Origin of the sequence: Pseudovibrio sp. W64 (genome assembly GCF_001623145.1) — a bacterium.
Classification (GTDB): domain Bacteria; phylum Pseudomonadota; class Alphaproteobacteria; order Rhizobiales; family Stappiaceae; genus Pseudovibrio.
Genome location: NZ_LMCI01000028.1, coordinates 294503 through 307118, shown reverse-complemented (window position 1 = coordinate 307118; position 12616 = coordinate 294503). Strand labels below are relative to the sequence as shown.

The window sequence follows — 12616 nt, the reverse complement described above, 5'->3', positions numbered from 1 at the left end:
CTTGTTCTTAAAGTAAGATCTCAAGCCGCGTGTGGTTCTAGGTTCGATCCCGGAAACGGTTGGTGATTGGGTAGCGACGATCGCGCCCAAAGTTCTTTAGTGTGATTTTAACACCCGGCGCAGCCTGACGACGCTTGTACTCTGCGATGTAAAGAAGGTGTTCGACTCGATGGATGGTTCCTACAGAGTGGCCGCGCTTGGCGATCTCGTCAAGGCTCAACTCTTTTTCAACGAGACAATGCAGGATGTCATCCAGAACATCGTACTCTGGCAGGCTGTCCTGATCGGTCTGATTTTCACGCAGCTCAGCTGTTGGCGCTTTGACGATGATGTTGTTCGGGATCACCTCACCCGCCGGCCCCATCACACCTGCCGGATGGTTTTTGTTGCGCCAGTCAGACAGACGATAAACCTCGGTCTTGTAAAGATCCTTGATCGGGTTGAAGCCGCCATTCATATCCCCATAAAGGGTGGCGTAGCCGACAGACATTTCTGACTTGTTGCCGGTGGTCACAACCATGGAGCCGAATTTGTTGGATACCGCCATAAGGATGACACCGCGAGAACGGGACTGCAGATTTTCCTCGGTGATACCACTCTCAGTGCCGGCAAATACGCCAGCCAGCGTCTGCTGGAATCCCTCGACAGGCTCCGCGATTGGAATGGTATCGTACTTCACGCCGAGAGCATCTGCGCAGGCCTTGGCGTCCTTGATGCTTTCCTCGGAGGTGTAGCGGTATGGTAGCATGATGCAGTGAACACGATCAGCGCCCAGAGCATCAACGGCCATGGCCGCACAGATCGCACTATCAATACCGCCGGACAGGCCAAGTACAACGCCCGGGAAGCCGTTCTTGTTCACGTAGTCTTTGAGGCCAAGCACGCTGGCAAGCCAGTCTGCTTCCTGTGTATCTGGCATTGGAACGATGCGAGTTGGTTTTGCGAACCACAGACCTTCAGCATCTTTATTGAAGTCGAGGTAATCTGTTTCCTCGGTGAACTGACCGAGTTGCATCACCAATGAGCGATCATGATTGAGGGCAAAGGATGCGCCGTCAAACACGAGCTCATCCTGACCACCAACCTGATTGCAATACACGAGCGGAAGGCCCGTTTCGACAACACGAGAGAGCATGATCTGCATGCGCTCATCTATTTTATCGCGGTAGTAAGGAGACCCATTTGGAACCAGCAGGATTTCAGCGCCTGTCTCTTCCAGACATTCGCAAACCTCATCGGACCATGTGTCTTCACAAATCGGAACACCAATGCGTATACCACGGAAATTCATCGGACCCGGATTGGGTCCAGCATCAAAGACACGCTTTTCATCGAAAACGCCATAGTTTGGCAGGTCGACCTTGTAACGCAGGCCCTCAATGTTGCCGTTGTCGAGCAGTGCGACGGCGTTGTAGAGCTTATCCTCTTCGGCCCATGGCAGGCCAACGAGCAGCGCGGGACCACCATCAGCCGTTTCTTTTGCCAAGCCTTTCAGTTCACGCTTACAGGCAGCTACGAAGGCTGGCTTCAAGACCAGATCCTCTGGCGGGTAGCCAGCCAAAAACAGCTCAGAATACAAAACCAGATCAGCGCCTTGTTCGGCGGCCAGCTTTCGGTGATGACGCACTTTCTCAGCATTACCGGAGATATCACCAAGGCAAGGGTTGGCCTGTACGACGGCCAAACGGAACTGGTCTTTAATCATCATATAAACTTCAAAGGCTTTAGTGGATGGAAGGGGTGGCCCTGTTTGCTTCGAGCTTTAATAGCTTTGGTTCTCGTGTACCGCGTTTTTGTAGCAGAGAAAAGTCGATCCATCACATAGTTGACGGTTGAGGAAAGGATTCACAGGGTGAAAATCAATCTGACGACTTCTTCTTCACCTGCCCAGAATCTTTCGCCTTTGCCATGAGGTCCAGATGCTGTTGCAGCCTTGTGCCCATTGGCATCTGTGCCATGTCCCTGGCCTGAATAGGCTCATCCCCCTGCATCACGATGGCCTTCAGGCGATCATACAGAATTGCGGGTGCGATTGGTTTGGCAAGGAAGTAATTTACGCCAGCATTGCGCGCTGCCACAACAACGGAACGGCGGGAATCAGCCGTAATGACGATTACCGGGGTCTTGGCAATTTCAGAATCTTCGTCCTGCCTGAGAATACGGAGGAAGTCATTGCCATCAATCGGGTGCATGATCCAGTCGCACAGCACAATATCGGGCCTGCGATCGAGCAGAATTGCGATCGCGTCGGCCCCGTCGCCTGCTTCGTAGATGGAACGCACGCCAAAGCCGGAGATCATAGTGCGCAAGATGGAACGCATGTAGTTGTTGTCATCCACAATAAGGATTGAATAGCCAGACAACAAAGAATCGCTCTGAAGCAACAAACTCTCCCTGAGGGCGAAAAAACCTAGAAAAACATCGAGCAGCGAAAGGCAGGAGGCACATCATTCCAATTTTCTATGTGCTTCGCATATAAATATTTATCAAAAAAAGAGGGGCTGCACAATGTGCAACCCCTGATCATCATATGAATACTCTAGATAGAGTTAAGTGTTCACTGCAAGGCGTGTATCAGATTCTTTTCTGAGGTTCTCTGCGATTTTGAACGCCAGCTCCAGAGCCTGATCCGCATTGAGGCGAGGATCGCAATGGGTGTGGTAACGATCACCGAGTTGTTCTGCGGACAATGCGCGTGCACCGCCGGTACATTCGGTTACGTTACGGCCAGTCATTTCGACGTGAACACCACCTGCATGAGTGCCTTCAGCGCGGTGAACCGCGAAGAATGCTTCTACTTCACGCAGAATACACTCGAACGGACGCGTTTTGTATCCGTTTGCAGTGATGGTATTGCCGTGCATCGGGTCACAGGACCAAACAACTTTCTTACCCTCACGCTCAACAGCGCGTACCATAGCTGGGAGATGTTCGAACACCTTGTCCTGACCGAAACGGGTGATCAGTGTCAAGCGACCAGCTTCGTTTTCAGGGTTCAGAACGTCGATCAGCTTGATCAGCTCTTCAGGATCAAGAGATGGACCACATTTGAGGCCAATCGGGTTCTTGATGCCACGGAAGAATTCAACATGTGCATGATCCAACTGACGCGTACGATCACCGATCCAGAGCATATGGCCGGATGTTGCGTAACATTCGCCAGTGGTGGAATCGATGCGTGTCAGCGCTTCTTCGTAGCCCAGAAGCAATGCTTCATGGCTGGTGAAGAAATCGGTGGAACGCAGCTGAGGTGTGTTGTCGGGATCAACACCGCAAGCACGCATGAAGGAGACGGCGTCGGAAATACGATCTGCCATTTCCTGATAGCGGTGTGCCTGCGGGCTGTCTTTTACGAAGCCGAGCATCCACTGATGGACGTGATCCAGATTGGCAAAACCACCTTGCGCGAACGCACGGATCAGGTTCAACGTCGCAGCAGACTGACGGTAGGCTTTCACCTGACGCTCAGGGTCTGGAATACGAGAGTCTTCGTTGAACTCGATACCGTTGATGATGTCACCACGGTAGCTAGGCAGTTCAATATCGCCCTTCTTCTCAATATTGGAAGAACGCGGTTTTGCAAACTGACCAGCAATACGGCCCACTTTTACAACTGGCTGCTGCGCACCATAGGTGAGCGCCACGGCCATTTGCAGGAATGCTCTAAAAAAGTCGCGAATGTGATCAGCGTGATGCTCTGCAAAGCTCTCCGCACAATCACCACCTTGCAAGAGGAATCCACGCCCCTCGGCAACATCAGCGAGCTGCGCTTTCAACTTGCGCGCCTCACCTGCAAACACGAGCGGCGGATAAGTTGCTAGGCGACTTTCAACGTCTGCCACTGCTTCCTTATCTGGATAGTCCGGTACCTGCACGATCGGTTTTGATCGCCAGGAATCCGGTGTCCATTTGTCCGCCATTTTAAAACTCCATCAATACGGAATGCTGCCAGCGCGCCCTATGCGCCTCTCTTTGGCAGCGTTAATTCTTTGAGCTGTTCTCATCATGAGACAAAAGCCCAGAAAGGCTTATACACGCAGCCCGTTTATCTGACTAGGGGGACGTATACGTTGTTTTATCGCTGTAGGTTGAGGATACCTCAAAAAAATCAGGCCCTATGAGAATCCATCAAACCAATCTGCTTTAGAGCTACTATGTTCTAATAAATTAGAACTTGATAGACAATTATTTCAAAGCGCCCTTCAAGATCGCAGATGAACACTTGTGTAAAGATACATGAAGCGTTCACACTCGCGAACCATGAACCTAATTTCAGCGATTTAAATATTGAGCATTCACAGATTTCAGCAGATCGTCAATCGTGCCCGCAAGTTCTTTGGACAGAACAATAGCACGCGGATAAAACGGCTCTGCGCGATCATTTAGAATTGGTACACGATCCCAGCCGTCCGTGGTTTCCATGAAGTGCAACAATCCTTCATGACCCCATAGGCGATGGAATCCAGCCATGACGCAGTCAACATAGCTTTGCAGGATTGGGTGCTCGTCATTGCCCCAGTGCGCGTACTGATCCTGCACCTGATAGAGGAACGTGTCTGATGGCATCTGCCTGCCACAATCGGGCACGAAACTATCATCACTGAGGGATTTGCGGTTATAATGCCATTCACGTTTATCTAGCGCAGGCAGGTTTGCTTTTGTATCAAGCACCATCGCACCACGAATGACAGAGCCCTCTTCACGACGGACACCTAATGCGCAAACACCAACGCCTGACATGCGGCCATTGCCTTCTTTGCCTTTGGAGCAACCACGCCATTCCCGCTTCCAGTCACTCAGTTGTCCGGCTACCACTGTCGTGCCTGCGGGCAATGTTTCTTCATTTACGAGAGAGCCATAACCAAAATAGCAAATCTGGTCCTGTGTGAGGTCAGTCACGGGTATTCCTATCAAAACGAGAAAGATGCCCTGCTCCGGCAGCAAGACAAAAAAGAACCGCTAGCAAAGACTAGCGGCTCTTTGGAAGTCAACTAAAGTTTAATTCTTGCGGATACGCTCAGATGGTTCGCGCATTGTCACCAATTCTTCCGCAGCAGTCGGATGCACCGCAATGGTGCGGTCGTAGTCCGACTTGGTGGCACCCATCGACAGGGTCACACCGATGATCTGGATAAGTTCGCCAGAGTCTGGGCCCATGATGTGAATGCCGAGGATTTTGTTGGTATCCGCATCTACAAGCATCTTGAGGAACATCTTGCCTGGCTTGCCGGAAAGTGTGTTCTTCATCGGACGGAAGGATGAGGAATAGATATCGATGTTGTCGAAGCGCGCCTCAGCTTCTTCCTGCGTCAGACCTGCCGTACCAATCTCAGGCTGAGAGAAGACTGCGGTCGGGATCATAGAGTGATCGACATGCCACTCGTTGCCACCATAGGTGCTATCAGCAAAAGCGTGACCTTCACGAATAGCCACTGGGGTCAGGTTGGCACGGTTGGTGACATCGCCCACAGCAAAGATGCTTGGTACAGAGCTCTGGCTCTGTGGGGTTACGACGATTGCACCTGCTTTGTCCAGTTCAACGCCAGCTTCTTCAAGACCGAGGCCTGCTGTGTTCGGGCGTCGTCCGATTGCGTAGAGCACCTGATCGGCTTCGATTACTTCGCCGGCGTGCGTGGTCACTGTCAGACCGCCCTCATGCTTCTCAATGGATGCAATGGTGGACTTGGTTTTGACGGTGATACCTTTTTCCACCATCTGCTCATGCAGACCGGTACGCACGTCCATATCGAAACCGCGCAGAATTTCTTCACCGCGATACAAAAGCGTGGTCTCAGACCCCATGCCGTTGAAGATGCCAGCGAACTCGACAGCGATGTAACCGCCACCGACAACTATGGTTCGCTTCGGGAACTCGGAAAGGTGGAATGCTTCATTGGATGTGATGGTATGCTCGCAGCCGACAAGACCTGCATCAACGTTTGGCGTTGCACCAACAGCTACAAGGATACGTTCAGCTGTGATGACTTGATCGGTAGACAGCAAACGAACGGTGTTCGGCCCCTCAATCACTGCGCGGCTGTCGTGCAGTTCAACGCCGGACTTATCCAGATTGCGGCGATAAATGCCTTCCAGACGGGTGATTTCCTTGTCTTTATTTTCGACAAGCTTATCAAAATCAAAGGTTGGCGTGCCGTTCAGGCTCCAGCCATACCCGTCCGCATTTGCGAATTCCTCGGTGAATTTAGATGCGTAGACAAAGAGTTTTTTGGGAACACAGCCGCGGATAACGCAGGTCCCGCCATAGCGAAATTCTTCAGCAATACCGACACGGGCGCCATGGGTTGCTGCGATGCGCGCTGCACGTACGCCGCCAGAACCGGCCCCAATAACAAAGAGATCGTAGTCGAAATTAGTCATTACAGCCCACTTTCGTTTGCAATAAACCTTATGCAACGACGTTTCGTTACGCTCTAAGGTCTTGTCTTATAAAAACGTAGGCTCAGATTTGGGCCAGATACGCCCAAATTTCAAGGGGCGTATCTGATCTAACTGTTCATTTTGGATTGCGATTTCGTGATCGCTTATTGAGCAGCCATTTCAGCAAGTTTCTTCCGTGAAATTGCAACCATATCGGTGCTGACTGCATCACTCCACTGCTTTGCAGCACCGATCGTCAATGCAGACAGTGTACCCGACAGGTCAGCAAGGCGCTTCCCGGTGTCGGAGTTGTAGAAGGTTGCGATTTCATTGAGCTGCTCTTCAGAGAAGCGACGAGCCCATACTTCATAAATCACACGATCCAGCTCCTGACGACGCGGGATAAGTTCAACAGCAGCCTCATTCACAGCGATGTCGATCTCAGCGCTCATTGCCGGATTAGAACGAATAAACAGGGTACGAGTACGCTCTGCAACATCTGGAAGGATGTTATCGAAGTTCTCGATGGACTTTGTTGCACGAACAGCCGCTTTTGCAGCTTCGATGTGGCTTTCAGAAATGGAATTGTCCTGAGCCATAACCGGGCTGGAAATCAGCACACCAGCAACGACCAGTGATGCAACACCTGCAATTGCTGCAGACTTGAACTTAGCGAGCATAAAATGGCTCCCCTATATTTTAATCAGCTGTCCTAAAATGACTGTCGGGACAGCTTAAGGTTCCAAGACACGAATTTCATCAGTACCGGCAACATAGGCCCGTACTGCCATATCAATAAACAACCCGTGCTCAACGACACCTGGAATAACCTCCAGGCGTTTTGCCAGTGACTTCGGATTGCTGATTGCCTGTAGGTTGCAATCAAGAATGTAGTTACCGTTATCAGTTACAAGTGGCTTTTCCCCTGCCATACGCAGGATCATCTCACCTTGCAGCCCCTCAGCGTCCAAGCTGTTTTGCATCATCTGGCGAGTGGCCTCAAGCCCGAACGGAACAACCTCCACGGGAAGCGGAAACTTTCCGAGGGTATCAACAATTTTGCTCTCATCAGCAATCACAAGCATGCTTCCGGAAGCCGCCGCAATTATTTTTTCACGAAGCAGCGCTGCGCCGCCGCCTTTGATAAGGTTCAGCTGCGGATCAATTTCGTCCGCCCCATCAATAACCAGATCCAACACTGGCGTTTCATCCAGTGTGGTCAACGGCACTCCGAGCTCGTCGCAAAGAGCTTGAGAATAAGATGAGGCTGGCACACCGATGATCTCAAAGCCATCCTTCACCATCTCTGCCAGAAGGCGGATCAGTTCATTGACTGTTGATCCAGAACCTATCCCCAGCTTCATGCCGGGCTTAACTTCCTTGAGTGCTGCAGCTGCGGCCTGCGCCTTCAAACTCATTGCCATCTGACTAATTTCTCTTCCCCGGACCCAAAGCTTGTTCGGAAACGTTCACAGACAAGAACAATTCTGCCTAGTTATTGCGCTTGGGTCTACTGTGACATAACTCCTGCTGATTACCATGAGGTGTGTGTCCCGCCAAGCAGCAATCCACCCAACACACTATAGGTTTTCCTCGCAAATTGACTTCACGGTGAATTTCGGTAGTGTGGCGCGGATTTTCTCAACAGAAACGAGCTTATGTATGACAACACCAGTTCTGGTTTTCGACCTAGACGGTACTCTCCTGGAGACCATGGGAGACCTCACAGCGTCGATGAATCATGTTTTGGTAGAAGCCGGGTTTGAAGCCATTGAGCCTGAACGGGTCAGGAAAATGGTCGGCGCTGGCGTGAAAGTGCTGATGAGCCGTGGGCTCGAGGCAAGCAAGATTGAAGTGACAGATGAAGTTCTGGAACCATTGCTTGCCAAGTTTATTCGCTACTACGAGACTCATATTGCAGATAAGACCCATGCTTTTCCGCAGGCGCTGGAAACAGTTGCACGGCTGAGAGCTGCTGGCTGGAAAACAGCTATCTGCACAAACAAACTGGAAAAACTGGCTAAACCGTTGGTTCGTGCCATGGACATGGAACACCTGTTTGACGCTGTTGTGGGCGGAGACACCTTCTCCAAAAACAAGCCGGATGCGATGCCAGTCTTTGGTGCAATCGACATTGCCGGTGGCTCTCGCGCAGGCTCCATTTTCATTGGCGATTCCAAGGCTGACATCAGCGCTGCACGTAACGCTGGCCTGCCCGTGATCGCCGTGGATTTCGGTTACACAGACATTCCTGTCCGCGAACTGGGGCCTGATGTGGTGATTTCTCACTACAATCAGCTGGAAGCGGCAGTCAAAGAGTTGAGTGCTGAGAACGCACCAACCTAACTCTCTGATATAGATACAAGATACTCTGCCGCCCCTGTTTGTTCAGTGGGCGGCAGTTTTGTTTACAGCCGCAAATCCGTCTCAATTCCCCCACGTAAACCCCATCAATAAATCACTGCTTGGTTCGATTTTTCGCTCAATGCAGTCACATTCCCCTGCGAAACATTCAGTCAATCGGAAAGCTCTGTTTTCCAGTAAATGAACATCAACACGGGAACACTGCGCCACATCAGGTGCAGGTCAATGGCTGCATGGTTAAAGCTTCACTCGTTTCGCTGTTTGCGATCATTCTGGCTAGTGCGCTTGCACAACTGGCGAGCTCTGCTTTGCTAACAAGCTTGCCGCTTCAGATCGCCAGCATTGGCGGCTCTGCCTCTCAAGCCGGCCTTGTGGCAGGGGCTTACTCTCTTGGCTTCATGGTTGGATGTATGCGCGGTGTACGCATGATCAACCGGATCGGACACATCAGAGCCTTTGCTGGCGCTGCTGGTTTGACAGCTCTTCTCGTTTTGCTTTTCAAGAACACAGAGAGCATCATTTTCTGGACTGTACTCCGGTTCTTCATGGGGGCGGCATTTGCGGTTTTGTTCGCCACAGCTGATGCATGGCTGAATGAGTCTATCAAAGACGAAGTTCGTGGGCGTATTTTATCTGTGAACTCCATTGTGATTGGTGCAATGGCCATTCTCTCACAGATTTTCGTTGCCAAATTCACCGAGGTTCCACTGCAAATGCTGGAACTGCTCAGCGCTGTACTGCTTGCAGCTGTCGTATTACTCTGCATGACCCGCTCTGTGCCACCACGCACATACAAAGCCAAGCGCATTAAGTTCAAAGAGATTTGGGCTCAGTCTCCTGTGGCTGTGCTGGGCGCTTTTGCTTCCGGTGCTATTGTCACCAGTCTTTTGACTATTGTGCCCTACTCCCTGTCCAAGGCCGGGGTTGGAGGCAGCACCACAGCTCTAATGATTGCGATGATCTATATTGGCCGCCTGATGTTCCAATGGCCGTTTGGCTCTCTTGCTGACCGCATGGACCGCAGATGGCTCATTCTTGGCTCTTCGGCACTGATCACCGTCATCATGGTTACCTTCCTGATTGCTGATCCGTTCACTGGCTGGAACTCTGGCTTCCTGCGTAATTATCATCTGCTGAGCATGCTGGGTCTGGTGCTGGTTGTTCTTGGAGGTCTCTCCTTTCCGCTGCAATCTATCTGCGTGGCACACGCATTTGAACGGAAACCGGAGAGCAGTGTTGCGTTGTCGACTTATCTGCTTTTCATCTGGGCTGCGGGCAGTGTTGCAGGTCCAACTCTCATCAGTATCCTTGCACCAGTGCTTGGCTCCAAGACGCCTGATCTCATTTTGATAGGTCTTAGCGGTTCGCTTGCTCTGTTCACCGCCTATCGGCTTTATGTGGCGAAGCTGTTCTTCGTACGTCGCTCGTCACGTAAACAACTCCTAAGTGTGAGCAACATGCCTTATGCAAGTTATCACCAAGCTCAACCCTCTGAAAAATATAAGTAATGCGAAGCCTATGGTGTCAACGGGGCCGCCTCCAGCGATATATTTGGAATTCTTTTGGGAAAAGTTTCTTCAGGGGCTTGCGAGAACCCGTCAAAGGCCCTAAACACCTCCTCACGCCACACGGCGTACCACCCTACGGGGGCGATTAGCTCAGTTGGTAGAGCGCTTCGTTTACACCGAAGATGTCGGGAGTTCGAGTCTCTCATCGCCCACCATTCTTCTTATGAAGGCTTTCAGTCTCCCGATTATTCGCGGAGGCTTTTTTATTTTCTTCCATTATTTTCCTTGTACATACACTCCGCCTCCCCATATTGCCCCAGAGGGTTTGGAAACATGTTGTGCCTTGGCGTTTTCGTGGTGCACATCACAACTCTTTGTTTTGAAGCAGAAATTCTTTGAAAGTCTGAAACAGTTTTTCTAAGATGGGCTTCTGAAATTTGGGCAGTTTTAAAGATCAGGACCACGTCTATGAACCGGATATTTTTGTTTATCGGCAAGACTTTTGCAGCGTCTGTGATGCTGTTCTTTTTCGTGGTTCTTTTCCAAACCGTGATGTATGGCGGCCCGGCACGTGATGTTGCAGCCTTTATCTCGGGCGCAGGCGGCGTTTCTTACACTTCTTTTGTCGCGATCCGAAATCGGAACGCCTGATTAAACTATTCGATCCGCGTTAAGAAAGGGAGCCGAAGCCCCCCTTCTCTGTCCTTCTTATATCTTCAGATCTTCGCCTGTGCCAAAGTTGTCGGCGACATAATCCAGATCCTTATCACCACGCCCTGACAGATTGACGAGGATTGTCTCTCCCGGACACTCCTTGGCGAGCTTCATCGCGTATGCGACTGCGTGAGAGCTTTCCAGTGCAGGAATGATCCCCTCATAACGCGAGAGTGCCCAGAAGGCTTGCAGGGTCTCATCATCGGTCGCTGAGCTGTAGTGCACCTTACCGATATCATGCAGGTAGGAGTGCTCAGGTCCGACACCTGGATAGTCCAAACCAGAGGCAATTGAATGCACTGGCGCAGGGTTGCCTGCTTCATCTTCCAGAACACGGCACTTGAAGCCATGGAGCATGCCCGGCTTGCCGAACGTCATGGTTGCTGCGTGCTGTCCAAGCTCAGGCCCTTTGCCCATTGGCTCGACACCGTGCAGCTTGACTGACTTATCCTGAATGAAGCCAGAGAAGAGGCCCATTGCGTTTGAGCCGCCACCAACACATGCCACAGCATGGTCTGGCAGATTGCCGGTCATCTCAGTGAACTGCTCACGGGCCTCAATACCTACGATCTGCTGGAAGTCACGCACCATACGCGGGAATGGGTGTGGGCCTACCACAGAACCGATTGCGAACAGAGCCTCATCGGCCTGCTCCAGATAAGATGTAAACGCGGAGTCCACCGCCTCTTTCAGCGTGCGACCGCCGAAACCAACCGGTACGAGCTTTGCGCCCAATAACTGCATGCGGACGACATTTGGGTGCTCTTTCTCGATGTCCACTTCACCCATGTGAATTTCGCAGTCGAGCTCAAAGTAAGCTGCTGCTGTCGCCAGAGCCACGCCGTGCTGGCCTGCCCCGGTTTCTGCGATGAGTTTTTTCTTGCCCATGTGCTTTGCCAGAAGTGCCTCTGCCATGCAGTGGTTGAGCTTGTGGGCGCCGGAGTGGTTCAGGTCTTCCCGCTTTAAGTAAATGTTCGCGCCTGAGCCAATCCGGTTGGACAAATTGCGTGCATGCGAGATGGGGGTTGGGCGGCCCTGAAAGTGCTTGCGGATGTAGCGCAGCTCATTGATGTAGGATGCATCGCCAGAGATCTTTTCGTAGGCTTTCGCGATCTCTTCGAACTGAGGCACCAGCTCAGGCGGCAGAAATGCACCGCCATACTCACCAAAGTAGCCTTCTTTGTTCGGGAACTCTTTTAAATAATTGTCCATCAGCTCACGCTCTCCCAGCCCAATATCTATATGTATGGGACTGATGCTACTTTAAGCCGTGCGGGGCAATCCATCTGGTAATTGGAACTAGTCACTGATTTCTTGGCAGATAAACAAGCACTTAAAGCACCGCATGGCCTTCCATGCAGTGGTGGAACAGAATTCCCGAAAGTCGGGATGAGCAAGGCGGCAGGCAATACCTTCGCTGTTTGTTAAGTTAGTTTCTTCGGCATTGGCAACACGCCTTGCCCGGGTTTTCTTGGGATGAACAACGTCGCCTCTTTTGCCTATAAGGTACGATAGTCAGTTTCCTGAAAAGACAGTGGCTTATCCAGTCAGGTTTCCCTGCTCAGACAGTTCCTCCGTCTTTGACAGACACGTCAGCAAAAGTGGATTTCCCACCGGTACATCTGCATCCGTCACCGCGTGATACCCTATAT

At 51.4% G+C, this 12616-nt stretch carries 11 protein-coding genes and 1 tRNA gene; 4 read left to right on the top strand and 8 right to left on the bottom strand.

Annotated features, from left to right (window positions below; all coding sequences use genetic code 11):
• Positions 1-37: 37 nt before the first annotated feature.
• The 7 genes from PsW64_RS12335 to rpiA form a co-directional block, all read right to left on the bottom strand.
• On the bottom strand, positions 38-1705 hold the full coding sequence (locus PsW64_RS12335; protein WP_153042369.1) for an NAD+ synthase: 1668 nt from the start codon (positions 1703-1705) through the stop codon (positions 38-40).
• Between the two features lie 154 nt (positions 1706-1859).
• The gene (locus PsW64_RS12330; RefSeq protein WP_208860384.1) at positions 1860-2384 is read right to left on the bottom strand and encodes a response regulator; all 525 of its coding nucleotides are present in this window, start codon (positions 2382-2384) and stop codon (positions 1860-1862) included.
• Between the two features lie 165 nt (positions 2385-2549).
• Entirely contained in the window at positions 2550-3920 is a 1371-nt protein-coding gene (locus PsW64_RS12325) for a class II 3-deoxy-7-phosphoheptulonate synthase (protein ID WP_063303780.1), read from the bottom strand.
• Between the two features lie 352 nt (positions 3921-4272).
• Positions 4273-4899: a gamma-glutamylcyclotransferase family protein gene (locus PsW64_RS12320; protein ID WP_063299346.1), complete on the bottom strand. Its 627-nt coding sequence runs from the start codon at positions 4897-4899 to the stop codon at positions 4273-4275.
• Between the two features lie 99 nt (positions 4900-4998).
• Positions 4999-6378 carry a glutathione-disulfide reductase gene (gor, locus tag PsW64_RS12315; protein ID WP_063288362.1) on the bottom strand — a complete coding sequence of 460 codons (1380 nt, stop codon included), beginning with the start codon at positions 6376-6378 and terminating at the stop codon, positions 4999-5001.
• A gap of 164 nt (positions 6379-6542) precedes the next feature.
• Positions 6543-7058: a DUF2059 domain-containing protein gene (locus PsW64_RS12310; protein WP_057466051.1), complete on the bottom strand. Its 516-nt coding sequence runs from the start codon at positions 7056-7058 to the stop codon at positions 6543-6545.
• A 54-nt stretch (positions 7059-7112) separates the two neighbouring features.
• On the bottom strand, positions 7113-7802 hold the full coding sequence (gene rpiA, locus PsW64_RS12305) for a ribose-5-phosphate isomerase RpiA (RefSeq protein WP_063303779.1): 690 nt from the start codon (positions 7800-7802) through the stop codon (positions 7113-7115).
• Positions 7803-8040: 238 nt separating this feature from the next.
• Here rpiA and PsW64_RS12300 point away from each other — a divergent pair, with 238 nt between their 5' ends.
• The 4 genes from PsW64_RS12300 to PsW64_RS12285 all read left to right on the top strand — a co-directional run bounded on the left by PsW64_RS12300 (position 8041) and on the right by PsW64_RS12285 (position 10901).
• Positions 8041-8724, top strand: coding sequence for an HAD family hydrolase (locus PsW64_RS12300; RefSeq protein WP_082826871.1), 684 nt, complete (start codon positions 8041-8043; stop codon positions 8722-8724).
• Between the two features lie 251 nt (positions 8725-8975).
• Positions 8976-10250, top strand: a complete 1275-nt coding sequence (locus tag PsW64_RS12295) for an MFS transporter (protein ID WP_063303778.1) — start codon at positions 8976-8978, stop codon at positions 10248-10250.
• A 139-nt stretch (positions 10251-10389) separates the two neighbouring features.
• Positions 10390-10465, top strand: a tRNA-Val gene (locus tag PsW64_RS12290).
• A 253-nt stretch (positions 10466-10718) separates the two neighbouring features.
• Entirely contained in the window at positions 10719-10901 is a 183-nt protein-coding gene (locus tag PsW64_RS12285) for a hypothetical protein (RefSeq protein WP_063303777.1), read from the top strand.
• A 57-nt stretch (positions 10902-10958) separates the two neighbouring features.
• On the opposite strand, the gene trpB is transcribed toward PsW64_RS12285, so the two are convergent.
• Positions 10959-12176 carry a tryptophan synthase subunit beta gene (gene trpB, locus PsW64_RS12280; RefSeq protein WP_063288359.1) on the bottom strand — a complete coding sequence of 406 codons (1218 nt, stop codon included), beginning with the start codon at positions 12174-12176 and terminating at the stop codon, positions 10959-10961.
• Positions 12177-12616: the final 440 nt, after the last annotated feature.

Coding starts and splice junctions, on each gene's coding strand:
- PsW64_RS12335 (WP_153042369.1), bottom strand. CDS start 1,705: ATGATTAAAGACCAGTTCCGTTTGGCCGTCGTACAGGCCAACCCTTGC.
- PsW64_RS12325 (WP_063303780.1), bottom strand. CDS start 3,920: ATGGCGGACAAATGGACACCGGATTCCTGGCGATCAAAACCGATCGTG.
- gor (WP_063288362.1), bottom strand. CDS start 6,378: ATGACTAATTTCGACTACGATCTCTTTGTTATTGGGGCCGGTTCTGGC.
- PsW64_RS12310 (WP_057466051.1), bottom strand. CDS start 7,058: ATGCTCGCTAAGTTCAAGTCTGCAGCAATTGCAGGTGTTGCATCACTG.
- rpiA (WP_063303779.1), bottom strand. CDS start 7,802: ATGGCAATGAGTTTGAAGGCGCAGGCCGCAGCTGCAGCACTCAAGGAA.
- PsW64_RS12300 (WP_082826871.1), top strand. CDS start 8,041: ATGACAACACCAGTTCTGGTTTTCGACCTAGACGGTACTCTCCTGGAG.
- PsW64_RS12295 (WP_063303778.1), top strand. CDS start 8,976: ATGGTTAAAGCTTCACTCGTTTCGCTGTTTGCGATCATTCTGGCTAGT.
- PsW64_RS12285 (WP_063303777.1), top strand. CDS start 10,719: ATGAACCGGATATTTTTGTTTATCGGCAAGACTTTTGCAGCGTCTGTG.
- trpB (WP_063288359.1), bottom strand. CDS start 12,176: ATGGACAATTATTTAAAAGAGTTCCCGAACAAAGAAGGCTACTTTGGT.